Below are 26,440 nucleotides of genomic sequence, written 5' to 3'. Positions count from 1 at the left end.
TGCGAGCTGCGCATATCGGCTGTCAGCGCGCCAAGGCGCCGTTGAGCTGCGTGCGAAGATCCGTCCCAGGAAATGAGCGGCAGGCTGCGCCGATGCGCTGGCCGGCACGAACCGCCGATGGCAAATGGGTGGATTAGAGGCGTTCCAATAGCGATTTCAATGCGCCTTGCCTGGTCGACCCAAAATATGAATTTATATTCCTATCTTGGCTGGTGGACCGCCGGTCTGGTATACCAAGAGCCGGATTGGCCTTGGTTCATCAAGACCATAGAGCTGAACCCAAGTTCGATTTATGGCGATTTGGTGATTGCGCCGGCCAAATCGACTCCGTAAATAGAGCCGACCTTTCGCGATCCCCGCGCGCCCCATGCTGGGCCGCAACAAACATCAAAAGCCGCCCATGACCGCACGGATCGAACGACCGCTTTCGCCGCACATCCAAACCTATCGCTGGACCCTGACGATGGCGCTGTCCATCGTTCACCGTGCCACCGGCATCGCTCTTTACGTCGGAACGCTGCTGCTGGCCTGGTGGCTGATCGCGGCAGCCTCCGGCCCGACCGCCTACGCCCACGTCCAGGCCTTCACCGGCAGCATCATCGGCCGCCTGATCGTGTTCGGCTACACCTGGGCGCTGATGCACCATATGCTGAGCGGCATCCGGCATTTCGTGTGGGACCTCGGCTACGGCTTCAAGGCCAACGAGCGCGAAGCCCTGACCTGGGGCGCGCTGATCGGCGGCATCGTGCTGACGGTGCTGATCTGGATCATCGCCTATGCGATCGGAGGCGGACGATGAGCTACAGCGAATCCCACGGCTCTCCCAAGCCGCCGTCCATGCGCACCCCGCTCGGCCGCGTCCGCAATCTCGGCGCGGCGCATTCCGGCACCTCCGATTTCTGGCGCCAGCGCATCACCGGCGTCGCCATGACGCTGCTGATGATTCCGGTCTTGGTCATCGTGATGATGCTGCTCGGCCGCAACCAGGCCGGCGCGGCCCAGATCCTCGGCTCGCTGCCGATCGCGGTGATCCTGCTGCTCTTCATCTTCGCCAGCGCCTGGCACATGAAGATCGGGATGCAGGTGGTGATCGAGGACTACGTCCATAACGAGAAGCTGAAGCTCACCGCGATCATGCTCAACAACTTCTTCTCGATCGCCGTCGCACTCGCCTCGACCTATGCGATCCTGAAACTTTCTTCCGGAGTGTAACCCATGGCCGCCACAACGAATGGCACGGGCAACGGCGCTCCCGCCACCAACGGCAAAGCCTATCCGATCGAGGACCACACCTACGACGTCGTCGTGGTCGGCGCCGGCGGTGCCGGCCTGCGCGCGGTGGTCGGCTGCAGCGAGGCCGGACTTCGCACCGCCTGCATCACGAAAGTGTTTCCGACCCGCTCGCACACGGTCGCGGCGCAGGGCGGCATCTCCGCCTCGCTCGGCAACATGCACAAGGACGACTGGCGCTGGCACATGTACGACACCGTGAAGGGGTCGGACTGGCTGGGCGACCAGGACGCGATCGAATACATGGTGCGCAACGCGCCCGAGGCGGTCTACGAGCTCGAGCATTGGGGCGTGCCGTTCTCGCGCACCGAGGACGGCAAGATCTACCAGCGCCCGTTCGGCGGCATGACCCTGGACTACGGCAAGGGCCAGGCGCAGCGCACCTGCGCCGCCGCCGACCGCACCGGCCACGCGATGCTGCACACCATGTACGGCCAGTCGCTGCGCCACGCGGCCGAATTCTTCATCGAATTCTTCGCCATCGACCTGATCATGGACGACCAGGGCACCTGCCGTGGCGTCATCGCGATCAAGCTCGACGACGGCACGCTGCACCGCTTCCGCGCCCAGACCGTGATCCTCGCCACCGGCGGCTATGGCCGCGCCTACGCCTCCTGCACCTCGGCGCACACCTGCACCGGCGACGGCGGCGGCATGGTGCTGCGCGCCGGCCTGCCGCTGCAGGACATGGAGTTCGTGCAGTTCCATCCGACCGGCATCTACGGCTCGGGCTGCCTCGTCACCGAAGGCGCGCGCGGCGAAGGCGGCTATCTCGTCAACTCCGAGGGCGAGCGCTTCATGGAGCGCTATGCGCCGTCGGCGAAGGACCTTGCCTCGCGCGACGTGGTCTCGCGCGCGATGACGATCGAGATCCGCGAGGGACGCGGCGTCGGCAAGAAGAAGGATCACATCTTCCTGCATCTCGACCATCTCGATCCCGCCGTGCTGGCCGAGCGCCTGCCGGGCATCTCGGAATCCGCAAAGATCTTCGCCAATGTCGACGTGACGCGCGAGCCGATCCCGATCGTGCCGACGGTGCACTACAACATGGGCGGCATCCCCACGAATTATCACGGCGAAGTCCTGACCAAGAGGGACGGCGACGACAACGCGGTCATCCCCGGCCTGATGGCGATCGGCGAAGCCGCCTGCGTCTCCGTGCACGGCGCCAACCGCCTCGGCTCCAACTCGCTGATCGACCTCGTCGTGTTCGGCCGCGCCGCGGCGCTCCGCCTCGCCGAGAAGCTGACGCCGAACGGCAAGCAGCCCGAGCTGCCGGCGAACTCGGCCGAGATGGCGCTCGGCCGCCTCGACCATTTCCGCTACGCCTCTGGCGGCACGCCGACCGCGAAGCTGCGCGAGGGCATGCAGCACGTGATGCAGAGCAATTGCGCGGTGTTCCGCACCGGCGAAGTCTTGAGCGAGGGCCAGAACCTGATCGCGAAGGTCCACAGCGGCATCACCGACATCGCCGTGTCCGACCGCTCGCTGGTGTGGAATTCGGACCTCGTCGAGACACTGGAGTTCGACAACCTGATCTCGCAGGCGGTGGTGACGATGAACTCGGCCGCCAACCGCACCGAGAGCCGCGGCGCCCATGCGCGCGAGGACTTCTCCGAGCGCGACGACAAGAACTGGATGAAGCACACGCTGGCCTGGCTGGACGATGCCGGCAAGGTCAGGATCGAATATCGCCCGGTTCACGACTACACCATGACCAACGACGTACAGTACATCCCGCCGAAGGCGCGCGTGTACTGATCGAATAGTAGCCGTCATTCCGGGGCGATGCGCAGCATCGAACCCGGAATCTCGAGATTCCGGGTCTGGTCCGTCGGACCATCCCGGAATGACGAAAGGTTAGAGCAATGGTTGAATTCGCACTTCCGAAGAATTCCAAGATCACTGGCGGCAAGACCTGGCCGAAGCCTGCGGGCGCGACCGAGCTCCGCGAGTTCAAGGTCTATCGCTGGAATCCCGACGACGGCAAGAATCCGAGCGTCGACACCTATTACGTCGACACCAATGATTGCGGTCCGATGGTGCTGGACGGCCTGATCTGGATCAAGAACCACATCGACCCGTCGCTGACCTTCCGCCGCTCCTGCCGTGAAGGCGTCTGCGGCTCTTGCGCCATGAACATCGACGGCCAGAACACGCTGGCCTGCACCCGCTCGATGCACGACGTCAAGGACGGCGCGGTGAAGATCAATCCGCTGCCGCACCAACCGGTGGTGAAGGACCTCGTCCCCGACCTCACCAACTTCTACGCCCAGTATGCGTCGATCGAGCCCTGGCTGAAGACGACCTCGCCGACGCCGCAGAAGGAATGGCGCCAGAGCCACGAGGACCGCGAGAAGCTCGACGGCCTCTACGAGTGCATCCTGTGCGCCTGCTGCTCGACCTCGTGCCCGAGCTATTGGTGGAACAGCGAGCGCTATCTCGGACCTGCCGCGCTGCTCCAGGCCAACCGCTGGGTCTCCGATTCCCGCGACGAGGCAACCGGCGAGCGTCTCGACAATCTCGAGGACCCGTTCCGCCTCTACCGCTGCCACACCATCATGAACTGCGCCAAGGCGTGCCCGAAGGGACTGAACCCGGCGGAAGCCATCGCCGAGCTCAAGCTCAAGATGGTCGAGCGCCAGATCTGATCGGCCCTGTGTGAGCGACGACGCGTCTCAGTGCGGCCCGGAGCGTTGTCGGCTCTGATCGAATCAGAACCGAAGCATAAGATCATTCTCAAACGATGATCCAGGCGCGACGTCGATCACCCGATCCCATCGCGCTTTATTGATGCTCCACGACACGCTTGGTGCCAGGCAGGGGCGACGCTGCCGCCGCGCCAGGCTTTGAGTTCCCGCGTTCGATTGCCCAGCGCAGTTGGCGGTCCGTGGCGCGCAACTTAATCTCGTCCGAGGCGAGCGCGGCGAGATTGGCAAGTATCTGCTTCTGCGTCTCGTCTAGCGCGCGTGGCCGAGTGTCGATCACGCAGAGCGATCCCAGGGTAAAGCCGTCGGGATCGCTCACTGGGCAGCCAGCGTAGAACCGAAACCCCAGCTCACCCTTCACCGCCGGATTCTCCGCAAAACGCGAGTCGGTCGCGAGGTTCTCGGCGACGGTGATACCTTTCTGCAGAATGGTGTAGTTGCAGAACGCCCAGCCGCGCGGCGTATCGACCATATCGAGCCCATAGCGCGACTTGAACCATTGTCGGGTCGGGGTCAGCATCGTCAGCAGTGCCACGGGAGCATCAAGGCTGTGCGCCGCCAGCCAGGTCAGGCGATCGAATGAATCTTCAGGCGGCGTGTCGACGAGGCCAGAGCGTTCGAGTGCGAGAAGCCGCTGGCCCTCATTGTCCGGGAAGGGAAAGGAAGGCGGCGTCTCGAACGGAAAGGGGTGTGCGGCGGCGGCCTTGAAAAGGGCTTCGATGGCTGCAGGCAACGCCGGCAATTCGTCGACGAACACCGTCGTTCTGGAGCCCGGCCCGCTCCCGCCTGATCGCCGGGTCGCAGCCGAGCGCCCAACGACAAGGATCTCGGTACTGCCGACTGATGGATCGGCGCGCAGGCTCTCCAGCATGGCGAGTCTGCTGGCGTCCGATGTTTCGGCTTCGATCACAACGGCAGCCGGCAACCGCGTGCCGATCGCAAGCAGCGCGGTGTAGATGTCGGAGTAACTCTCGACGACACAGAAATTGACCTTCGCCAAGGCCGCCTTGTAATCAGCCATGCGTTCTTGCCGTGCAACGAGGATCACCCGGGCGGAAGCAAGCATCGGCGGCTCGCCGGAGCCGGCGATCAGCCCGAGAACGTCGCGGCGGTAGACGCGGCGATGACCCCCCGGCGTTTTCCAGGACGGGATCGAGCCGCCTTCGATCAGCAGCTGCGCCGTCCGGACGGAGACGCCCAGTATCCTGGCAGCCTCCGCCGTCGTCAGAATGTCCTTGGCCATACCATCCATCTTTACCCCCGACCGCGCGCCGGCCGGCCTCGTCCCAGGCCTCACAATGTCGTGCTCCCACTTGTGTTGACAAGAGCCGATAGCTGCTATTTTGATAAATCTGATGATAACGATAGATTTGATAAATCTGATAGGATTGCTTCGTACTGCATGGCAGATGCGAATTGCCGAGAGGCACGTCTTCCTCTGGAAGAAGCCGGGCTCTGGCCCTGGGCCGCCCGGCGAATCGTCCTCGCGCAAGCCGAGCCGCTGCGCGGCTGGCCACTTCACACACTCTCAACCACGGGAATGTCGCGATCCGTGACGCCTCTCGACCGAGCTTCGTCCCGGCGACGCCCCCCTCTTCATCTCCCTTACCGCCGTCTTCCCTGGCGCGTTGCGTCTCCCGCACCGTCGATTTGTCTGGAGCATCCTCATGAGTGACTTTCTGCCTTCCGATCTTCCGGAGTTTGCTGACCGCGTTGCTGCCAATCAGCGTCGCCTCCACGAAAATTCCAGCGGCAGTTACGACTTCGTCGTTTGCGGCGCTGGCAGTTCCGGGTCGGTCGTCGCGCGCCGCCTCGCCGAAAATCCCTCCGTCACTGTTCTGCTGATCGAAGCAGGGGGAAGCGACGAGGTGCCGACCGTCATGGAGCCGGCGGCTTGGCCGGGCAACCTCGGGAGCGCGACCGATTGGGGCTTTGTCGCAGAGCCCAATCCGCATTTGAACGGCCGTGCGCTTCCAATGTCGATGGGCAAGGTTCTCGGCGGCGGCTCCAGCATCAATGTGATGCTATGGGCGCGGGGTCACCGCAGTGATTGGGATTTCTTCGCCGAGGAAACCGGCGATCAATCCTGGGGTTACGACGCAGTCTCGAAGATCTTCCGGCAGATCGAGAACTGGCAAGGCAAGCCCGATCCACGCCATCGCGGCACCGGGGGCCCCGTCTTCGTGCAGCCGTCACCGAATCCCGGTCCCGCCGCCCTGGCCATGCTCGATGCAGCAGAGGAAATCGGTATTCCGACTTTCGAGAGCTCCAATGGTGAGATGATGGAGGGCGAAGGCGGCTGCGCCGTTACAGATATCCTGGTCCGCAACGGCAGACGCCATTCCATCTTCCGCGCCTATACCTATCCCTATCTCGATCGGCCCAATCTCACCCTGCTGACCGGCACGCAGGTCTCCCGCGTCCTGCTCGAACGCGGGAGGGCCGTCGGCATCGAGGCGGTGCGTGACGGCAAGACATTGCGGATCAACGCGTCCAGGGAGGTCGTGCTCGCACTCGGTGCAATCCAGACACCGTCCGTGCTGATGCGCTCCGGCATCGGCGATGAGAACGAGCTTCGAATGCTTGGTATACCCGTGGTCCAGCACCTGCCCGGTGTCGGGCAGAACCTGCAGGATCACGTATCGTTCGGATGCATCTGGGAATATCGCGAGCCGATCGCGCCGCGCAACACCGGCAACGGGGCGACGCTCTATTGGAAATCCGATTCTGCACTCAGGACTCCCGACCTGCTGTTCTGCCAGGTCGAGTTTCCCGTGCCGAGCCCCGAGACGGCCGGCCGCGCGCCTGCCCATGGCTGGACGATGTTCGCCGGCCTTGCCTTGCCGAAGAGCCGAGGCAGGGTGAGGCTCCGAAACGCCGAGCCGCTTGCGACGCCGCGGATCGAAGCCAACATGCTGTCGCATCCTGACGATGTGAAGACGGCGATCGCCTGCGTCGATGTTTGCCGTGCGCTCGGCAATACAAGCGCCTTCGAGCCGCTGGTGGCGCGCGAGTCGATGCCCGGACCTCTCGGTGGCGCCGAGATGGAACGCTTCGTGCGCGACTCCGCGGTGACCTACTGGCATCAGACGTGCTCGGCGAAGATGGGACGTGATGCGATGTCCGTGGTCGATGGCAAGCTCAAGGTCTACGGCATCGACCGGCTTCGCATCGCCGACGGCTCGGTGATGCCGCGGATCACCACCGGGAACACGATGGCGCCGTGCGTCATCATCGGGGAGAAGGCGGCCCGCGCGCTGCGCGACGAGCACGATATCTGACGCCGCCCTCCGGTAGCGCGTTGGAGAGCGGATGCGCCGGCCTCCGCTCCGTTGCTCTGCATGCCACGAACTTGCCGCCCCTTGGCCGATCATGCGTGACATTCCAAGACCTGCCCCCATTTGAGTAGAATCGTTCTTGACCCGCACGGCGGGCGAATCCATAAAATTGCAACCAATGGTTACGATCGCAACCGACTTCCTTCCCGGCGCGAAATTCAGTTAAGCTTACGATCAGGGACCGGAGCGACTGTGCAGAGGGCGCAACGCAACTCGCTGAGGCTGTTGCAGTGGATGATGGCGGCATCCCTGGCGCTGCCGATTGCGCTCTTCGCCGTTGCCGCCAGGATCTCCTACACGTCCACCAGAGATATGGCCGACCGGGAGATCGAGCGGACGGTCGATGTCGCTCATGAGCACGCGCTCAAGGTGTTCGAGACCATCGACCGCAGCCTCGCCGAGCTCAACGAGGTCGTGCGCGGCTTGCCGGACGACATCATCCGCGCGCGGGAACCCGCACTGCATCGGCGCCTCAAGCGACTGACCGATGCGCTGCCGCAGCTGAAATCGGCCTGGATCTTCGATGCCAACGGAAAAGCGCTGGTCAACAGCCTCGTCTCGCCGCCGCCGGACCTCAGCTTTGCCGATCGCGATTACTTCTACGCCCACATCGACCATGGCATCGGCACTTTCATCGGCACGGCCCTGACGCCACGGCCACCCTATCAGGGCGCGCGCTTCTTCGGGGTCAGCCGCCGCCGCGACTCCGACGACGGCAGTTTCATCGGCGTGATCCAGGCCTCGGTCCTGCCGGAATATTTCGAAAGTTTCTACGCCAGAATTGGATCGGATCCCGGCAGCTTCTTCGCGATGGGCCGCACCGACGGCGCGATGCTCACGCATTTCCCCCGGCTTGACCGCGAGCTTCGGCTCGATCCGGCCGGACCGCTGGGCCAGAAGATCTCGGCTCAACCCGAGCACGGCCTCATCACCATCGGCTGGCCCTCGGACGGCATCGAGCGGCGCATCGCCTACCGGCGTGTCGCCGAATATCCGATCTATGTCAGTGCCGGGCTCGAGACCTCGGCGATCCGCGCGCGCTGGTTCGCCACCATGGGCCAGCATCTGGTGTTCGGCGTTCCCGCGACCGCGCTGCTGTTTCTGTTGCTGGCGCTCGCGTTGCGGCGAACGCGGCACCTTCAGGCGGAAGCTGCAAAGCGGCGCGAGGCCGAGGAGGCGCTCAGGCACAGCCAGCGCCTCGAGGCGCTCGGCCAGCTCACCGGCGGCGTCGCGCACGACTTCAACAATCTCCTGACGGTGATCCGCGCTTCGGTCGACCTCTTGAACCGGCCGCAGCTGACGGAGGAGCGCCGACAGCGCTACATCACGGCCATTGCGGATTCGGTCGCGCGCGCGGCCAAGCTGACCTCGCAGCTGCTCGCCTTTGCGCGGCGCCAGACCCTGAAGCCGGAGGTGTTCGACGTCGGTGCGCGGCTGCAATCGCTGCACGACATGCTCGCCACGCTGCTGGGTCCCGCGATCGAGATCGTCATGCAGCTACCGGCGGAACCGTACCTCGTCGATGCCGATGCCAGCCAGTTCGAGACCGCGCTGATCAACATGGCCACCAACGCGCGCGATGCCATGCGGGGCAAAGGCACGATCGTTTTCAGCGTCGAGGCCGCAACGACGGTTCCGGACACGCTGGCGAAGCTTTCGGCGAGCCAGACCTTGGCAAACCATGGCTTCGTCCGCGTCAACGTCAGCGACACCGGTGTCGGCATTCCCGCCGCACGGCTCGGGCGCATCTTCGAGCCGTTCTTCACCACCAAGCAGATCGGCCACGGCACCGGTCTCGGCCTGTCCCAGGTGTTCGGCTTCGCCCGGCAGTCCGGCGGCGAAGTGACTGTCACGAGCGAGGTAGGACACGGCAGCACCTTCTCGCTCTACCTGCCGCGCGTGCCGCCGGAGCTGCTGCCGCAGCGCCAGGCGCCCAACACTGCGCCGGCAATGGCCGGTACCGGCATGTCGGTGCTGGTGGTCGAGGACAATATCGAGCTTGCCAATTTCGCCGCCGATGGCCTCACCGAGCTCGGCTACTGCATCACGCTGATCGACAATGCCGCCGATGCGCTTGCCGAGCTCGCAGTGGACGCGGATCGCTTCGACGTCGTGCTCTCGGACGTGGTGATGCCCGGGATGACCGGGCTCGATTTGGTACGGGCGATCCGCGAGCGCGGCATCGCCGTGCCGGTCGTGTTGACCACCGGCTACAGCCAGGCCCTGTCACAGGAGGGCGCGGCCGGCTGCGATCTCGTGCAAAAGCCCTATTCGATCGAGGAATTATCGCGCGTTCTGCACCGGGCCGCGCGGCTGCGGCACGTCAGCGACGGCGCCGCCGAGTGACCCGGCGACCGGAACCGAAGGGAACCGTTTGATTTCCTTGTGCGTTGTCCGCTCATGCACAAGCCGGCCACAACGCACGAGGAGGGCAGCAAGCCGCCCATTGTGGAGATCAAAGGCGAGACCGGCGATGACGTAGCACCGCCCCCGCCCGAGCTGCTCGAACCCGACCCCGAGCTCTCAGCCGAGGAAGCCGAGCAGGCCCGCAAGGATTATCTGCTGACGCGGTTCTGGATCAGCGCTCGCGGCTTCTGGGGCCGCAACGGCAACCGCCTCGCCTGGCCGTTCTCGATCGGTCTCGGCCTGCTGATCGTGCTGACGGTCGGCTTCCAATACGGCATCAATGTCTGGAATCGCGCGATCTTCGACGCCATCGAGAAGCGCGACGCGGCGAGTGTCTTCCATCTCACGGTGGTGTTCTTCCCGCTCGCGATCGGCAGCATCGCGCTGGCAGTGGCGCAGGTGTTCGCGCGCATGGGAATCCAGCGGCGTTGGCGGGCCTGGCTCACGGCGAGCGTCCTCACTCGCTGGCTCGCGAACGGGCGCTACTACCAGCTCAACCTGGTCGGCGGCGATCACGAGAATCCCGAATACCGGATCGCCGAGGATCTGCGGATTGCGACCGACTCCCCAGTCGATTTCCTCGCCGGCGTGACGTCCGCGCTGCTGTCGGCCGTAACCTTCATCGTCGTGCTCTGGACCATCGGCGGCGCGCTCACCGTCACGCTTGGCGGCTCGGCCGTCACGATCCCCGGCTTCCTGGTGATCGCCGCGATCCTCTACGCCGCGATTGCGTCCAGCTCGATCGTGGTGATCGGCCGGCGCTTCGTCCAGGTCTCCGAGGACAAGAACCAGGCTGAAGCCGACTTCCGCTACACGCTGACGCGCGTGCGCGAGAACGGCGAGAGCATTGCGCTGCTCGGCGGGGAACAGGAAGAGCGCGACGGCATCGACCGCAATTTGACCCGCGTGCTGCGGCAATGGGCGCGACTCGCCGGCCAGCACATGCGCACCACGCTGGTGTCGCAGGGATCGAGCCTCGTTGCGCCGGTGGTGCCGCTGCTGCTCTGCGCGCCAAAATTCCTCGACGGCAGCATGACGCTCGGACAGGTGATGCAGGCGGCCTCCGCCTTCACCATCGTGCAGAGCGCGTTCGGCTGGCTGGTCGACAATTATCCCCGGCTGGCCGACTGGAATGCCTGCGCGCGCCGCATCGCCTCGCTGATGATGTCGCTCGACGGCCTCGAACGCGCCGAGCAGGGCGCCGGCCTTGGTCGCATCAAGCGCGGCGAGACGCGCAACGACGCCATGCTGGAGCTGAAGGATCTCTCCGTCACGCTCGACGACGGCACCGCCGTGGTCGGCGAGACCGAGGTCGTGATCGAGCCCGGCGAACGGCTGCTGGTCGCCGGCGAATCCGGCACCGGCAAGAGCACGCTGGTGCGCGCCATCGCAGGCCTATGGCCCTGGGGCGGCGGCGCCGTCAACTTCCATGCCGATCGGCGGCTGTTCATGCTGCCGCAGCGGCCTTACGTGCCCTCCGGCTCCTTGCGGCGGGCGGTCGCCTATCCAGGCGCCGCCGATCACTGGACCGTCGAGGAGATCGGCAAAGCCCTGCACAAGGTCGGACTCGATCATCTCAAGGAGAAGATCGAAGAGGAAGGACCCTGGGAACAGACGCTGTCCGGCGGCGAGAAGCAGCGCCTCGCCTTCGCGCGGCTGCTGCTGCACAACCCCGACATCGTCGTGCTCGACGAGGCGACCTCGGCGCTCGACGAGAAGGGCCAGGACAAGATGATGAAGATGATCACCGACGCGCTGCCGAAGGCCACGATCGTCAGCGTCGCGCATCGCGCCGAGCTGGAGGCCTTCCACAGCCGCAAGATCGTGCTGGAGCGGCGCAAGGGCGGCGCCAAGCTTGTCAGCGACATCGACCTGATTCCGCGCAAGGGCAAGCGCAAGCTGCTCGGCCGCTTTCTGCGCCAGCGCAAGGCGCCGCCGAAAAAGGCGGCGTAAGGTCCTCTCTCTCGGAGTGGGCGTCTCGCGCAACACTCCTTCCTATGGTCATGGATCTCGGGTTCGCTTCGCGCCCCGGCACCTGCGATCGAGCGTTGGAGTCGCCGGTAAAACCGGCTATGCGCGCGGTTTCGCGATGACATGCAGGAACCGAAGCAATACGTTGCTGTCACGCTGACAGGAGCGAACAAGAGAGGTTGCGATGATCGACCATCTGGGTATCTCGGTCTCCGACTATGAACGCGCGAAGGCATTCTACACGACGGCGCTGGCGCCGCTCGGCTACAGCCTGATCATGGAGGTCACGGCAGAGCAGACCGGCCACGCTTCCGCCGCGGGCTTCGGCGCCGAGGGCAAGCCCGATTTCTGGATCGGCGGCGAAGGCGCCATGAACAAGCCGGTGCATGTCGCCATTCGTGCCAAGGACCGCGCCACGGTCGACGCATTCTACAAGGCCGCAATCGCGGCCGGCGGCCGCGACAACGGTTCGCCCGGCATCCGCCCGCATTATCACCCGAACTACTACGGCGCGTTCGTGCTCGACCCTGATGGCCACAATATCGAGGCCGTCTGCCACGCGCCGGAATAGGACGTAGTCCCAGGGGAACATCGTTCCGGGCAGGCCGTTATCGTTCCTTGCAACAGGAGCATGACATGGCCAACGACAATGCCGGCGACGTCGATCGCGTCTGGGATCTGATGAAGAAGATCGGATTCGCGATGCTGGTCACGCGCGACGGCGACAAGCTCCGCGCGCGGCCGATGAGCGCCTATCTCGACCGCGACGCGAACACGATTTTTTTCCTGACCGATGCACGGCGTCACAAGGATGATGAAATCGCGCGTCATCCATCCGTCAACCTGTCGTTCGCGGATGCCGGCAGCCAGAAATATGTTTCTCTGACCGGCACTGCCGTCGTCTCCGACGACCGTGCCAAGATCAAGGAGCTGTTCTCGACGCCGGCCAAGGCATGGTGGGACTCTGCGGAAGATCCCAACATCCGCGTGCTCAAGGTCACGCCTGACGACGCCGAATTCTGGGACTCGCCGGGGACGGTGATCTCCTACGTGAAGATGGCGGCCGCGGCCGTCACGAATACACGTCCTGACATCGGCGAGAATCGCAAGGTCTCGATGTGATGCCGATCGAACCGCCCGAGATTCCGCCGTCGACGCCAGGCACGCCAACTGAGCCGCCGCCCGGAATCCCGCCTGGCAATCCGCAGCCTGAAATCACCCCACCGGTCCGCGAGCCAGGCGAATCACCGCGCCCCGACGAACTGCCTGGCCGCGTGCCTGAAGAGATTCCATCGCGCGGACCGAATGGGCCGCTCACTCCGAATCCTGCGACAGATGCAATGCCGCGGCATCACGCATGAAAACTCTCCAATCACATGTAAGGCGATTGCAGCCAGCATCTGAATGCGCAATGAACATCGCCATAGTGAGATGATTTGCGTGCAGAAATAAATCGGGCTGCGGCTGCATCGCCTGCCACAATGCGGCCTAACGCGTAGCTGTTCATCCCGACACTTCGTCAAAGAACCTTCCGGGGAAGTTCAACACCATGACCAACCTTCGTTTCGTGCTGCTTGCGACGACGGCTCTGACCGCGATGCAATTGGCAAACACCGCATCGCATGCGCAGGACGCTTCGCCGCTCGTGGTCGCGCAGGCCCAGCCTCAAGAGACGGGCCCTGACGGAAAACCGAAGCAGCCGCCGAAGGGACCGCCGGCAGCGGCTCCCCCTGCAGCACCCGCGCGCCCGGCGGCACCACCGCCCGCGGCTGCACCGCCCCATCCGCCCGCCGCGCCCCCGCCGGCAGCCGCACCGCCGCGTCCGGCAGCGCCGCCACCGCCTCCGCCTCCACCTGCGGCCCGTCCGGCGCCTCCGCCGCCGCCGGCCGCTCCGAAACAACCGTCGCCGCCTCCGCCGCCGCCCGCCCAGAAGCAGCCTTCGCCGCCGCCAGCTGCGGCGCCGCAGCAGCACGCCCCGACACCGCCTCCTCCGACGCCGCCTGCGGCGCGCCCGGCTCCCACGCCGCCAGCACCGCCTCCCGCGGCGGCTCCGCAGCCACGCACGCCGACGCCGCCTCCCGCCGCACAGCCGCACACGCCGTCCGGTGCCCGCCCGGCTCCGACGCCACCGGCCCCGCCGCCCGCAGCAGCTCCTCAGGGCCGGCCGGCGCCAGCGCCCACCGCGACGCCGACTCCTGCGCCCGCCGCACCGGCAGCACGACCGGGAGCACCTGCTCCGACCGCCACACCTGCTCCGACAGCCACGCCTGCTCCAACGGCAACGCCCGCTCCGGGCAGCACGCCTGGCGCGCCGCCGGCTGGTCGCCCGGGTACACCGCCGCCGGAACGCCCCGGCGCGCCTCCGGCTGCAGGAACGCCATCTCCAGCTCCGGGTGCCACGCCCGCTCCAACGACCACACCGACGACCACACCAACACCTGGCGCGACGCCGGCTCCGACCGCTACGCCGACGCCCGGCCGTCAGGGGGGCACGCCGCCTGCGGGAGCGCCCGCGACCGGAGCTCCGCCTGTGCCCCCGCAGGCTGGTGCCCCGGCCCGGCCGCCGGCGCCTCCGGCCGGCGCTGCGGCGCCGACGGTCGTTCCCGGCACGCCGGCCGCCGCACCGCCGCCGAACAGGGCGCAATACGCCCCGCCCACGGTGACGCCCGCGTTCCGGGCCGCTCCCACGGTTGCTGCACCGCTGCCGCCACCGCCGCGTCCACCGCAGCGTGACCTCACGCCGCTCGCGATCGGTGCGGGCGTCGTGGCCGGCGCCGTGATCGGTGCCACCATCGCCGATCTCCATAGCCAGCGCCGCGAGACCATCGAAGGCGGCCGCACCGTCTACACCGAGCCGGACCGCATCATCGTCCGCGATCCAGGCGGGCAGGCCTATGTCCGCGGCAACGATCTCTATCGCTTCCGCTACGGGGCCCGTGACATCCGCACCGACACCGTCGGCGGCGAAACCCGCACCGTCGTGATCCGTCCCGACGGCAGCGAGATCATCACCGTGGTCGGCACCGACGGCCGGCTGATGCGGCGCATCCGCAGGGACCCCGCCGGGCGCGAGGTCATCATCATCGACAACACCTACCGCGATCCGCGGTCGGTCGGCGGCTTCTATGTCGACGTGCCGCCGCCGGTGGTCAACATGCCCTACGATCGCTACATCGTCGATGCCCAGGAGGCGTCGCCGGACTTGATCTACGAGACCATGGAGGCACCGCCGGTGCAACGGATCGATCGGCGTTACTCGCTCGACGAGATCCGCTACAGCCCCAATGTTCGCATGCAGATGCCGAGCATCGACGTCAACACGATCAACTTCGAGACGGGATCGTGGACCATCCCACCGGACCAGGCGGCCCGGTTGCAAGCGATCGCCGACGGCCTCAACCGTGCGATCCAGCGCAACCCGCGCGAGGTGTTCCTGATCGAGGGGCACACCGACGCGGTGGGCAACGAGGTCGACAATCTGTCGTTGTCGGACCGCCGTGCGCAGTCCGCGGCCGAATTGCTGACGCAGCAGTTCGGTGTCCCGGCGGAGAACCTGACGTCGCAAGGCTACGGCGAGCAGTACTTGAAGGAGCAGACGCAAGGACCGAGCGTGATCAACCGGCGCGTCACCGTCCGCCGCATCACGCCGCTGCTCAACGGCGGCCAGGCCTCGCTGCCGCCGCCCCCGCCCGGCACCGCGCCGCCGCGCTGAGGCACAAGCCACGCACGCAACACGCAAATGGCCGGGAGCAATCCCGGCCATTTCATTTTGCATGTATTACGCACTCATCGCCTCTGGCGGCAGGCAGGCCTCGCAAACGGCCGCAACGTGCCGGTGATCGGTACCGCAACAGCCGCCGAGAATCCGCATCTGCGGAAACGCGCGCCTGAGCGAGAGGTAACGGCGGCCGAGATCGACGGGATCGCCGCTGTCGAGCGTCTCCGATTCGTCGAGCTCGGCATGGCTCTTGATCGACGCGTTGGCCCGGATGCCGTGGATGCGCTGGACCCACGATTCGCCAGCCGCGAGCGCGCCGTCAAAATGGGCCGGATGCGCGCAGTTGATCAGGAAATATTCGCAAGCACGGTGCGTTGCGTCGTCGACCGCTTCGATCGCCTCGCGCAACGACTCGCCCCTGACGAGGCGGCCATCGGTCTCGACCGTGAAGGAGATCGCGACCGGAATTTCCTGCGTCCTGGCTGCACGCACCACGCCGACGGCTTCGTTGATGCTGTTCAGCGTGAACGCAGTCACCATGTCGGCGCCAGCCTCGGCGAAGGCTGCGATCTGGGCCGAGTGGTAGGCTTCCGCCTCCGCCGCGTCCATGTTGCCGGCCTTGTAGCCGTCGCCACGCGGACCGATCGCGCCGTTGATCACGCATGGCGTGCGAGGCGATTCCCATGTGCTGCGCAATTCGTCGAGAAGGCGAATGGCGTCCATGTTGACGGCCTTGAGCCCGGCCGCATCGTAGCCGAGCCTGGCGCCCCAATCGGGGTTGGCGCGCCAGGTCGGACTGTCGAGCACGAAGCCGAGTCCATGCTGCCGCGCGATGCGAAGATAGGCCTCGTAGTACCGCTTCAGATGCGCGCGGCCATCGGCGCTGTCCAGCAGCACGAATGCCGCGAAGTGCGGCAGCTCCAGCCCTTGGTGAAAGATCAGGGTGATTTCCATGCCGCCATCGGTCAAGAAGATGCCGCCGCGGTGCTGCGGCAGATCGTGTCTGTATTTGGCCATTGATCGCTCCATCATTTGCACGGGCCGCTCTTCATTCGGTCGCGCCATGCCCTCCTTCGGTCTCGGCAATTGGTGCCGCATAATGTCGCGTCGCTCTAGAAGCCTGATGGTGCGGCTGAACTTCCTCCCGCAAACGGATACAAATCAAAGACTTGCGTGAGGCAATCGGACCGGCGCGCTTGCCTGCGCGGCAAATTCCGCACCGTTGGTACGGTTTTGGAGGCATCGATGGGAAAGGGCGAAGCGACGCGCGAGCGCATTCTCGAGATCGCGGAAGCGGCGGTGCTCGCGAAGGGCTTCGGAGCGACCTCGATCGACGAGGTCATCGCCGAGGCCGGACTGACCAAGAGCGGATTCTTCTATCACTTCAGGGACAAGAACGCGCTCGCGCGGGAGATGCTGCGCCGCTATGTGGAGACGAACGATCGCCTGTTCGAGGAGATCTTCCAGCGAGGGCGTGAGCTCTCGGACGATCCGCTGCAATCGTTCCTGATCTCGCTGAAGCTGCTGGCCGAGGTCATGGCCGATCTGCCCAACGGCCATCCCGGGTGCCTGATCGCCAGCATCTGCTATCAGGAGCGCCTGTTCGACCGCGAGGTTCGCGACCTGACCGCGCAATCGGTCCGGGCCTGGAATGCGCACTTCCGCGCGATCCTCGACGGCATCGCCGCGGTCTATCCGCCGCGCGAGCCGATCGACCTCGACGATCTCGCAGAGATGATCTCGTGCGTGGTCGACGGCGCGATCATCATGTCGAAGACACTCAACGATCCCAAGCGGCTGGAGCGGCAGATCCTGCTCTTCCGCAGCTGTGTCAAGCTGGTCTTCGCGCCGCCCCCCTCATCATGAAAGGCATGTGACGTGAGCGAGCCGGGTGCGGACCGCCCTGCCGCGCCCGTTTGCGGGAGGAGTGCAACCGGGCGCGGTTCGCAATCGAACTTCTGCATCATTGCCCCGCAGCCAGTCCCAACGCATCGGCCATGACGCGGAACACTTCGGTATTGTCCATCGAGCCGTGCACGCGCTCGCTGCCCGGTCCGGTCGCCGTCAGGATGACATCCTCGCCCGAATGCACGCTGGCGCCGATCATCGCCGAAAGATTGCCGGGGCGCAGCACCGCGCCCGGGACGTCCTTGTATTTGTCGTTGGCCTTGAAGGTCCCGTCGGCGCCGGCCTTGACGGTCGGCTCGTTGGGATTGTCTAGCTTCGGACGGAACGTCTCGTAGTGATCCGGCAGGCTGGCGGAGAAAATGGCCAGCCGGCGGCTGACGTCGATGCGCGCCGGATAGCCTTCCGCGTCGGGAGCCGGGTAATTGGGAAATCCAGCCCGATCGTAGACGCCGACGCGCTCGCGCAAGGGAACGTTGGGCACGGTGGCCATGTCATCATTCACCGTGCCGACGAGGCTGTTGGGATGATTGTGGTCTGCCAGCACCAGGATGAGGGTGTCGTCGCCGCGCGCCCGCGCCCATTCACGCGTCTGGCGCACCGCATTGTCGAGCATGATCGTGTCGTAGACGGCGCGCTCCATGTCGAGCAGATGCGCATATTTGTCGATCATTCCGGATTCGACCATCAGGAAGAAGCCGGCCTCATTCCGCGACAGCAGTTGCAGCGCGGCCTGCACCTGCTCGGTCAGGTCGGGCTGCTCAGGAAATTTCTTGACGCCGCCACCCTTCAGGAATTTGCGGTCGAGCACACCGTCCATGTTGCCGGTGGCGAACAGCCCGAGCAGCCTGGTCGTCTCGGGCTTTACCGAGAGAGCGCCGAGTTCGCTCGCGGTGGTCGCCACCTGATAGCCTGCATCGCGGAACTTGGCGATGTAGTCGGTCTCATCCTTGCGTTTCGAGCCGGCGGCCGACTTCGGCAGAAAATTCGCGCTGCCGCCGCCCATCAGGACATCCGGCTTCGCCGCAAAGAACTGCTCGACGATCTCGTCATAGGCGGCACGGCGGCGCGTGTGCGCAACCATCGCCGCCGGCGTCGCGTCTTCGATCTCGGTGTTGGTGACGATGCCGATCGCCATGCCGTGCCGCCTCCTCGCAAGGCTGGTGATGGTTTCGACCCGTGGATCGTCGAACGCGCTTGCGCTGCGGTCCGCATAGACGCCGAGGGCATTGACGGCGCTCTTGTGCCCGGTCGCATAGGCGCTGGCCGAGTTCGCGGAGTCGGTGATGATCGAATCCGAGCCTGCGGTTGCCACCAGCGCCATGTGAGGCATGTCGTCGATGGCGAGCTTGCCGCGGCTCTTGCCCTCCGAAATCCCCTTGGACAGGATTCGGGCTGCGACACGGTGCGCCGGCGACATGCCGTCGCCGATGAACAGGATGACGTTCTTCGCCTTGCGCGGCCCCGTATCGTAGACCGTCCATGTAACGCTGTGCTGGCCCATGCCGTCGCTCACGTCCACGACGACGTTGCCCGGCCTGGTCAGCGTGACGTCGCGCAGGATCAGGGCCGACTGATCCTTGCCGTCCTCGCGCTCGATGAAGCTGCCGGCACGGCCGAACGCGGTCGCGTAGTCCGCGCCGTTCACCGTCACCTTCAACTTGGCGGGATCGACCGGCCCGGGAAGCTCGACCTTGAAGTCGAATTTGGCTCCGGCCAGGATCTCGGCACGATCGATCGGATAGATCGTCTGCGCCGACAGTGACGATGCCCAACAGAGGACGATGAGAGAGGCGAGTGCCGATCCCCTGACCATGCTCGATGCTCCGCAATCCGGTTTCCGACATGAACGGCAAGCGTAGCGATCGAGAATGACACCGTCATTAAATTCGTAGCCCCGGATCGAGCGAAAGCGCGATCCGGGGCTACGAAAGGCTTAACCATTGTCGCTCTCCAGGCGGAAGATCTGCGAGCCTTCGCTGCCCGAGAGCAGGCCGGTGTCGCTGTAGAGCTTCAGCTTGGTGCGGGTGTCGGCGATGTCGAGGTTGCGCATGGTCAGCTTGTGCAGCGCATAAGTGAGGTTGGGCTGTCGCCGGTGACAGGCCCGCCTACGTCATCACACGTCGCCGCGTCCGCACATTGGACATCTTCAAAGCCAGTGAACGTTATTCCTACATCCAAATCGCTTGATACACCACCTCGCGTATGCGCTTGATGGTAGCATCTCCAATATAGTCTATCTGATCGAGCGTACGGTTGTCCGTCGTAGCAAGCTGACCAACCGTCGTGATTCCGGCCCCTGTCAGGCGTTCGATCAAATTGTCCGTTAGTCCATAAGGATAAGCTGCTGATTTTCCTAAGACCGTTACTGGTTTATCTAAAATGGCGAGACCATGCTCCACCGGCAATGGAGGCAACTGCACCTCATGGAAGGCTTGACCGGACACGTGAAATTCAGCCGGCTCCGGCAGCGCACCTATCCACTGATCTATCATATCAAACGTCAGCCGCTTCGAGGGAATGCTGTCCAATAGATTGCAAAGGTTGATTGCAAAGACGGGCCCGCGTCGCCGCAAATCAGTCGTCCAATATCCGGCATGTGGAGTAGCTCACGATCAAATATACACTGAAGCACAACATATACGAGAGATCTTTTCCACCACAACCTTAGTCGCAACGAACGAGCGCTTAGCCCCCAAGGGGAGGTCGCTTGCACCTCGAAGACAATTCACTCAGTACTGCAGGGTATGCACAGCGTGCCTCACCCCTTGTCGCTCTCCAGGCGGAAGATCTGCGAGCCTTCGCTGCCCGAGAGCAGACCGGTGTCGCTGTACAGCTTCAGCTTGGTGCGGGTGTCGGCGATGTCGAGGTTGCGCATGGTGAGCTGCCCGATGCGGTCGGCCGGCGTGAAGGCGGCGTCCTCCACCTTCTCCATGCTGAGCCGTTCCGGCGCATAGGTGAGGTTGGGGCTCTCGGTGTTGAGGATCGAATAGTCGTTGCCGCGGCGTAGCTCCAGCGTGACCTCGCCGGTGACGGCGCGCGCGACCCAGCGCTGCGCGGTCTCGCGCAACATCAGGGCCTGCGAATCGAACCAGCGGCCCTGATAGAGCAGCCGGCCGAGGCGCATGCCGCTGATGCGGTACTGCTCGATGGTGTCCTCGTTGTGGATGCCGGTGACGAGGCGCTCATAGGCGATGTGGAGGAGCGCCATGCCCGGCGCTTCGTAGATGCCGCGGCTCTTGGCCTCGATGATGCGGTTCTCGATCTGGTCGCTCATGCCGAGCCCGTGGCGGCCGCCGATGGCGTTGGCTTCGAGGAACAGCGCGACGGGATCGGAGAAGGTCTGGCCGTTCAGCGCCGTGGGCTGGCCCTCCTCGAAACGCACCACGACCTTCTCAACCTTGACGTTGCAGTCGTCGCGCCAGAACGGCACGCCCATGATCGGGTTGACGATCTTGATGCCGCTGTCGAGGCTCTCGAGATCCTTGGCCTCGTGCGTGGCACCGAGCAGGTTGCTGTCGGTCGAATACGCCTTCTCGGCGCTCATCTTGTAGGCGAAGCCCTGCACGGTCATGAACGCCGACATCTCGGCGCGGCCGCCGAGCTCGTCGATGAACTGCTGGTCGAGCCAGGGCTTGTAGATCTTCAGGCCGGGATTGGTGAGCAGGCCGTAGCGGTAGAAGCGCTCGATGTCGTTGCCCTTGAAGGTCGAGCCGTCGCCCCAGATGTTGACGCCGTCCTCCTTCATCGCTGCAACCAGCATGGTGCCGGTCACCGCGCGGCCCAGAGGCGTGGTGTTGAAATAGGTGATGCCGCCGGTGGAGATGTGGAAGGCGCCGGACTGGATCGCGGCGATGCCCTCGTGGACCAGCTGCGTGCGGCAATCGACCAGGCGCGCCTTCTCGGCGCCGAACTCCATCGCCTTGCGCGGGATCTCGTTGTAGTCGGCTTCATCCGGCTGGCCGAGATTGGCGGTGTAGGCGTAGCAGCGCGCGCCCTTCTGCTTCATCCAGAGCAGCGCCGCGCTGGTGTCGAGCCCGCCCGAAAACGCGATGCCGACTTTCTCGCCCTTGGGCAGGCTTTTCAGGATCGTGGTCATGGGGCTTCCAATCGGGTCTCAAGGGCTGGTGAAGGTTTCGAACTTGACCGCGCGAATATCAAATTTCGCAGGGCTCGGCACCCCTTTAATGGCCTAAACCGACGGCTCGGGACCGGTCTTGCGGCCGAACAGGCGCTGGCGGAGCCGGTAGCCGGGCATGCTCAGCCGGGTCAGGGCGGCATCGACCGCCTCGTCCGAAAACCGCGTCCGCGGCCAGCGGTAAATCACCGCGTAGGCGAACCAGATCACGACGAAGGTGACGAGGCCGGCGATGGAAACGTCGGTGAAGAAGTGACCCCCGAAGGCCATGCGCAGCCCGCTGGTCAAGGCGCCGAACACCACGGCGGCGGCATAGGCGAGCGGGCGCCACGGCGGCGGCGCCAGCGCGGCCGGCGCGAGCGTCCAGAACGCGGTCGCACCCTCGCCCGAGAAGAACGAGCAGTTGCGCGCGCAGCCGCCGCGCGGATCCCACCACGGCACGAATTGCTGGTCGCCGGCAAACTCGGTCACCACCACCGGGCGTGGCCGGCCCCAATAGGTCTTGAAGGTGAGATTGGTGAGGATGCCGGCCGACAGGATGATCGTGACCAGCAGGAACACCATCGCGCGGCCCGACACCATCAGCGGCCGGTCCGGCCGGATCATCTTGACCACGAGTGCGACCAGCGATGGCAGCACGAATGCCCAGGCGACCCACATCGCGGCGTCACGTGCGAAACTGGCCCAGCCGTTCAGCTTGAGCGGAAACGTCCTGGTCTCGGGATCGAAGAACAGCGCGGCGAGCTTGAGATCGAGCTCGGGATAGAGGCCGAAGACGACGCCGATCACGAGCCACAACGTCAGGGCGATGAAGAGTCCAGTCCGGTTCATGGCGCGCGGTTTAGCGGAGTGGGATGAGGTGACGCAATACTCTCAAGGTAGGTCCTAAGGGCATTTGCTGCTTGCTCGAACAGGATATCGACACCTTGATCTTCGTAGTAGGTAAACTGGCGCGGAGTATTGAGGGCTGCGGCACCATTTTTATTCTGCGTCTGAAAGACGTTCAGTACTAACTCATCCAGAAGTTTCCGGGTCGCTCCAGGCAAGGATGAGTCAATAGCCGGCAATTGAGCGAGGATATTTTGCTCTAGCTCGGGAAGTGACAATTTGCCCAACTGCGCGTTAATCACGCTTGCCAGGATTGCGGACGCCAGTCTCTGATTTGAATCCATGTCGATACGAGCTCTCTCGGCAAGGATTATGCCTTCGGCCTTGAATTCGACGGCAGGGGCGGAGGCGGCATGCGCGCAGGCGGCGGGTCGCGCCACGCGCCGGCATTGCGGCCGGCAATCAGCCAATAGACCATGCCGGCAACGATCCCTGCGCCGGTCATGATCTCCAGGTGCCGCCGCACGATGCCTTCGAACTGGAAGGTGTCGGGATGGAACGGCACGAGGCCGAGATAGCAGGCGAGTCCGACGAGGCCGCCGCCGAGGGCATAAGCAAGCGCGCTGCGGATGTAGAGCGCCTCGGTGATCGCGACGACGACCATTGCCGGCACCAGCGCGAAGCCCGAAACGAAGATGAAGCCGAAGCCGAGCAGGATGTCGATCGTGCCCTGATCCACGGGACCCGCGCCGAGATCGGCGAACTCCGGAAACAGCAGCGCGACGACGACGATCATGCCGCCGACGAAGCAGGCGGCGAGGAAGCCGATGAAGATGACGACGAGGCGGCCGATCAGGGACATGGCGCCACCCTCACCGTCATTGCGAGGAGCGTAGCGACGAAGCAATCCAGACTGCCGCCGCGGAAAGGCTCTGGATTGCTTCGCTTCGCTCGCAATGACGGGGATGCGAGAGCGCGGGCACGCATCCTCAATCCGTCATCGCCATGGCGCGCAGCGCCTGACGTTCGCGTGCGCTGAGCTTCTCGGTCTCCGACTTCAGCTGGCCGCAGGCGGCGAGGATGTCGCGGCCGCGCGGGGTGCGTACCGGCGAGGAATAGCCGGCGTTGAAGATGTATTCGGAGAATTTTTCGATCTGGTCCCAGTCCGAGCATTCATAGGCGGTGCCGGGCCAGGGATTGAATGGGATCAGGTTGATCTTGGCCGGAATGCCCTTGAGCATCTTCACCAGCAGCTTCGCATCGTCGAGCGAATCGTTGACGCCCTTGAGCATCACATATTCGAAGGTGATGCGGCGCGCGTTCGAGGCGCCGGGATAGTCGCGGCAGGCCTGCAAGAGCTCCTTGATCGGATATTTGCGGTTGAGCGGCACCAGCTCGTTGCGCAGCTCGTCGCGCACGGCATGCAGCGAGATCGCGAGCATGACGCCGATCTCCTCGCCGGCGCGCACGATGTTCGGCACCACACCGGAGGTGGACAGCGTGATGCGGCGGCGGGATATGCCGATGCCTTCATTGTCGCCGGCGATCAGCAGCGCATCGCGCACCGCGTCGAAATTGTAGAGCGGCTCGCCCATGCCCATCATCACGATGTTGGTGACGCGGCGCGTGCCGTCCTCGCGATCGGCCCAGTCGTTCAGACGATCGCGCGCGACCATCACCTGTCCGACGATCTCGCCGGCGGTGAGGTTGCGCACCAGGCGCTGCGTGCCGGTGTGGCAGAAGGCGCAGTTCAGCGTGCAGCCGACCTGCGAGGAGACGCACAGGGTGCCGCGGTCGGTCTCGGGGATGTAAACGCACTCGACTTCATGCGCCTTCTGAACGGAATCGCCGCTCGGCAGCCGCAGCAGCCATTTGCGGGTGCCGTCGTTGGAGATCTGCTCGGCCACGACTTCGGGCCGGTCGACCGTGAAATGCTGGGCGAGATCGGCGCGGATGCCCTTCGAGATCGAAGTCATGTCGTCAAAACTCTGGGCGCCCCGGAAATAGATCCAGTGCCACAGCTGCTGCACGCGCATCTTGCGCTGGGCCGGAGCGACGCCGATCTCGCCGAGGCGATCGGCAAGCTCGGTGCGCGACAGGCCGATCAGCGACGGTTTTGCCGGCGGCACATAGGTTTCGAGCGGAGTCTTCTCCACCAGGATTGCGTTGTGCGGCTCGGTCAAGGTTTGCATCGATGGGCCTGGAATTTGTTGTCGTCGTTCCGGGATGGTCCGAAGGGATCGCGAAGCGACCCTGAGGACCAGACCCGGAACCTCGAGATTCCGGGTTCAATGCTGCGCATTGCCCCGGAATGACGGAAGAAATCTGGAACCAGCCTTATATAGCAACCGGGACTGCCGATTGCGACCGTCACCTGCCTAGCCTTACCGCTTGCAGTCGTGGGCGATCTTGTCGAGCGCCTGGGCAAGGCCCTTCAGCGAGAAGGTGTCGGTCGTCTCCGTGCCCTTGGCCGAGACCCCCTTGACCACGAGGTCGGCGGATTTGCGCATGGCTTCGACCATCCGCTCCTCCTCGGCCGCGTTCTTGATCCAGAGGCCGTCTCCCTGCGTGTACATCGCGAAGGAGGCGCCACCGACCTCGACGGTCGATTCCGAGCCCGGCTTCAGCGCATAACCGATCATGACCGAGACTTCGTTGTTGACCTTCTCCGCCGGCCGGGTCGAGACGAACGCATAGGCGGGATCACGCGGCCGGTTCGGCGGATTGGTCTTCGACGACGAAGGCTTGGCCAGCGCGAAGCAGACCTTCTTGCCATTGGGCGTCGCCGCATAGGCCCCCCAGGTGCCGAACTGCCCGATCAAGGTCGGCTCGGCGCCACCCGCAACTCCCGCGGGCGAGGCCGCCGGTTTGCTCTCGGGCTTCGAAGCCCCCTTCGCGGTCGTATGGGCTGGCGGCGCAGCCGGCTTCGGTGTCGCCTCTTTTGGAGCGGACTCTTTTGGAACGGACTCTTTTGGAACGGACTTGGGCGCCGGTTGCGCCGTCTGCGCCCGCGCGGAATCGACGATTCCCCCGGCCATGACGCCAGTCATCAAAGCTAGAATCAGCACCCGCCACATGCTCGGAGTGGTTCCCTCAATATTGTGACTGGAAGATGGCCCGACCGCGCTTTGTCCCCGGGCAGGGATAGCCGGGAAAGTCCAATTTGGGAAGGCAGTTAGCGGTATCGCTGTGGCTAGGCCCTGGATCGCGCGGCGCGTTGCTCGGCCCATTGCGCCTCAGTCCAGCCGAGCAAATCCTCGGCGCCGGAACTGCGCAGATGCGCGCCGCCGTCGATCACCACCATCTCGCCATTGATGTAGCCGGCGCGGTCGGAGACCAGGAAGCTGGCGAGATCGGCAAGCTCGCTATGCTCGCCCGCGCGGCCGAGCGGATTGCGCGAGGCCCATCCTTCATCGCGGCCCTCGGGGCGTAGCTGCCCGGACGCCCCGGCGGTCGGAAACGGACCCGGCGCGATCGCGACGGTGCGAATGCCCTTCGGGCCCCACTCCACCGCAAGGCTCTTGGTCATCGCCAGCAGGGCGGACTTCGCCATCGCTGACGGAACCGTGAAGGCGCGGCCGGTGATGGTGGAGGTCGAGAGGATCGACAGCACGACGCCGCCATGCGTGCCCGCGATCCAGCGCCTGCCGGCGGCAAGCGTGCAATACATCGCGCCATGCAGCGTCGGCGCCAGGATCGCATCCGCGGCGCGGAAGGAGAGATGCTCGCTCTGTGCGATGAAGGTCGCGGCGGCATTGTTGACGAGGATGTCGAGCGGCGCCTCGCGCCAGATCTGATCCATCATGCTGTCGACGGCCGCGCCGTCGCGAATATCGCAGCTGATCGTCGTGACCTTGCCGTCCGCCTGCTCGCGCATCTCGCGCGCGGTTGCTTCCAGCCGGTCGAGCTTGCGGCCGCAAATCACGATCTCTGCGCCGAGCGCGAGGAAGCGACGGCCCATCGCCGCGCCAAGGCCCGAGCCGCCGCCGGTGACGAGGATGCGCTTGTTCTTGAGCAGGCTTGTTTCAAACATCGTTTGAATCCCTATTTCCGTGGATTTCGTCGTAGCGAGGATAGGGCTGCCCATGGCTTTGGGCAAAGAAACCGGATTGTCGCCCGTGTCTAAATCCGGCAGAAA

The 26,440-nt window shown here is 64.9% G+C and carries 23 protein-coding genes; 12 read left to right on the top strand and 11 right to left on the bottom strand.

Translation table 11 applies throughout. The features are described from left to right. Positions 1-400: 400 nt before the first annotated feature. The 4 genes from sdhC (at position 401) to H1B27_RS04100 (ending at position 3,941) form a co-directional block, all read left to right on the top strand. Complete coding sequence (gene sdhC, locus H1B27_RS04115; RefSeq protein WP_061880145.1) at positions 401-799, top strand: succinate dehydrogenase, cytochrome b556 subunit; 399 nt, start codon at positions 401-403, stop codon at positions 797-799. Positions 800-837: 38 nt separating this feature from the next. Further along, positions 838-1,212 carry a succinate dehydrogenase, hydrophobic membrane anchor protein gene (gene sdhD / locus H1B27_RS04110; RefSeq protein ID WP_376708965.1) on the top strand — a complete coding sequence of 125 codons (375 nt, stop codon included), beginning with the start codon at positions 838-840 and terminating at the stop codon, positions 1,210-1,212. A gap of 3 nt (positions 1,213-1,215) precedes the next feature. Then, positions 1,216-3,051: a succinate dehydrogenase flavoprotein subunit gene (gene sdhA, locus H1B27_RS04105; protein WP_197965088.1), complete on the top strand. Its 1,836-nt coding sequence runs from the start codon at positions 1,216-1,218 to the stop codon at positions 3,049-3,051. Positions 3,052-3,158: 107 nt separating this feature from the next. Beyond that, entirely contained in the window at positions 3,159-3,941 is a 783-nt protein-coding gene (locus tag H1B27_RS04100; RefSeq protein WP_027573040.1) for a succinate dehydrogenase iron-sulfur subunit, read from the top strand. 136 nt (positions 3,942-4,077) lie between these two features. On the opposite strand, the gene H1B27_RS04095 is transcribed toward H1B27_RS04100, so the two are convergent. Beyond that, entirely contained in the window at positions 4,078-5,241 is a 1,164-nt protein-coding gene (locus H1B27_RS04095) for a GAF domain-containing protein (RefSeq protein WP_197965087.1), read from the bottom strand. Between the two features lie 424 nt (positions 5,242-5,665). Here H1B27_RS04095 and H1B27_RS04090 point away from each other — a divergent pair, with 424 nt between their 5' ends. The 7 genes from H1B27_RS04090 to H1B27_RS04065 all read left to right on the top strand — a co-directional run bounded on the left by H1B27_RS04090 (position 5,666) and on the right by H1B27_RS04065 (position 15,425). Beyond that, the gene (locus tag H1B27_RS04090) at positions 5,666-7,279 is read left to right on the top strand and encodes a GMC family oxidoreductase (RefSeq protein WP_197965086.1); all 1,614 of its coding nucleotides are present in this window, start codon (positions 5,666-5,668) and stop codon (positions 7,277-7,279) included. A gap of 249 nt (positions 7,280-7,528) precedes the next feature. Next, entirely contained in the window at positions 7,529-9,682 is a 2,154-nt protein-coding gene (locus H1B27_RS04085; RefSeq protein WP_197965085.1) for a hybrid sensor histidine kinase/response regulator family protein, read from the top strand. 54 nt (positions 9,683-9,736) lie between these two features. Then, entirely contained in the window at positions 9,737-11,695 is a 1,959-nt protein-coding gene (locus H1B27_RS04080) for an ABC transporter ATP-binding protein/permease (RefSeq protein WP_197965084.1), read from the top strand. Positions 11,696-11,897: 202 nt separating this feature from the next. Further along, a complete protein-coding gene (locus H1B27_RS04075; protein ID WP_061880138.1) occupies positions 11,898-12,284 on the top strand; it encodes a VOC family protein in 387 nt (128 codons plus the stop codon). A gap of 65 nt (positions 12,285-12,349) precedes the next feature. After that, complete coding sequence (locus H1B27_RS04070; RefSeq protein WP_061880137.1) at positions 12,350-12,835, top strand: pyridoxamine 5'-phosphate oxidase family protein; 486 nt, start codon at positions 12,350-12,352, stop codon at positions 12,833-12,835. Continuing rightward, a complete protein-coding gene (locus H1B27_RS39955) occupies positions 12,835-13,074 on the top strand; it encodes a hypothetical protein (RefSeq protein ID WP_061880136.1) in 240 nt (79 codons plus the stop codon). Before H1B27_RS04070 ends, H1B27_RS39955 begins: the two co-directional genes overlap by 1 nt. Before the next feature lie 188 nt (positions 13,075-13,262). After that, positions 13,263-15,425, top strand: a complete 2,163-nt coding sequence (locus tag H1B27_RS04065; RefSeq protein WP_197965083.1) for an OmpA family protein — start codon at positions 13,263-13,265, stop codon at positions 15,423-15,425. Between the two features lie 66 nt (positions 15,426-15,491). On the opposite strand, the gene H1B27_RS04060 is transcribed toward H1B27_RS04065, so the two are convergent. Continuing rightward, a complete protein-coding gene (locus H1B27_RS04060) occupies positions 15,492-16,448 on the bottom strand; it encodes a homocysteine S-methyltransferase family protein (RefSeq protein WP_197965082.1) in 957 nt (318 codons plus the stop codon). 228 nt (positions 16,449-16,676) lie between these two features. On the opposite strand from H1B27_RS04060, the gene H1B27_RS04055 reads away from it, so the two are divergent. After that, positions 16,677-17,297: a TetR/AcrR family transcriptional regulator gene (locus H1B27_RS04055; protein ID WP_061880133.1), complete on the top strand. Its 621-nt coding sequence runs from the start codon at positions 16,677-16,679 to the stop codon at positions 17,295-17,297. A 97-nt stretch (positions 17,298-17,394) separates the two neighbouring features. Here the strand turns inward: H1B27_RS04055 and H1B27_RS04050 are convergent, their stop codons facing one another. From H1B27_RS04050 to H1B27_RS04010, 9 genes are all read right to left on the bottom strand, one after another. Next, positions 17,395-19,152, bottom strand: coding sequence for an alkaline phosphatase (locus H1B27_RS04050; protein ID WP_197965081.1), 1,758 nt, complete (start codon positions 19,150-19,152; stop codon positions 17,395-17,397). Between the two features lie 355 nt (positions 19,153-19,507). Then, positions 19,508-19,867: a hypothetical protein gene (locus H1B27_RS04045; RefSeq protein ID WP_197965080.1), complete on the bottom strand. Its 360-nt coding sequence runs from the start codon at positions 19,865-19,867 to the stop codon at positions 19,508-19,510. 230 nt (positions 19,868-20,097) lie between these two features. Continuing rightward, positions 20,098-21,435 (bottom strand): argininosuccinate synthase, encoded by a 1,338-nt coding sequence (gene argG / locus H1B27_RS04040; RefSeq protein WP_197965079.1) that lies wholly within the window; start codon positions 21,433-21,435, stop codon positions 20,098-20,100. Positions 21,436-21,528: 93 nt separating this feature from the next. Next, positions 21,529-22,305 carry a phosphatase PAP2 family protein gene (locus tag H1B27_RS04035; protein ID WP_061880130.1) on the bottom strand — a complete coding sequence of 259 codons (777 nt, stop codon included), beginning with the start codon at positions 22,303-22,305 and terminating at the stop codon, positions 21,529-21,531. Further along, entirely contained in the window at positions 22,302-22,646 is a 345-nt protein-coding gene (locus H1B27_RS04030) for a hypothetical protein (protein ID WP_156505111.1), read from the bottom strand. Before H1B27_RS04030 ends, H1B27_RS04035 begins: the two co-directional genes overlap by 4 nt. Positions 22,647-22,672: 26 nt before the next feature. Then, positions 22,673-23,164 carry a hypothetical protein gene (locus H1B27_RS04025; RefSeq protein ID WP_197965078.1) on the bottom strand — a complete coding sequence of 164 codons (492 nt, stop codon included), beginning with the start codon at positions 23,162-23,164 and terminating at the stop codon, positions 22,673-22,675. A 127-nt stretch (positions 23,165-23,291) separates the two neighbouring features. Beyond that, positions 23,292-24,494 carry a dual-specificity RNA methyltransferase RlmN gene (rlmN, locus tag H1B27_RS04020; RefSeq protein WP_061880128.1) on the bottom strand — a complete coding sequence of 401 codons (1,203 nt, stop codon included), beginning with the start codon at positions 24,492-24,494 and terminating at the stop codon, positions 23,292-23,294. 192 nt (positions 24,495-24,686) lie between these two features. Continuing rightward, a complete protein-coding gene (locus H1B27_RS04015; protein ID WP_197965077.1) occupies positions 24,687-25,379 on the bottom strand; it encodes an invasion associated locus B family protein in 693 nt (230 codons plus the stop codon). A 116-nt stretch (positions 25,380-25,495) separates the two neighbouring features. Next, complete coding sequence (locus tag H1B27_RS04010) at positions 25,496-26,335, bottom strand: SDR family oxidoreductase (protein ID WP_197965076.1); 840 nt, start codon at positions 26,333-26,335, stop codon at positions 25,496-25,498. Positions 26,336-26,440 lie beyond the last annotated feature (105 nt).

The organism is Bradyrhizobium diversitatis, assembly GCF_016031635.1.
Taxonomy (GTDB): Bacteria; Pseudomonadota; Alphaproteobacteria; order Rhizobiales; family Xanthobacteraceae; genus Bradyrhizobium; species Bradyrhizobium diversitatis.
This window is presented reverse-complemented; position numbering and strand designations above follow the sequence as displayed.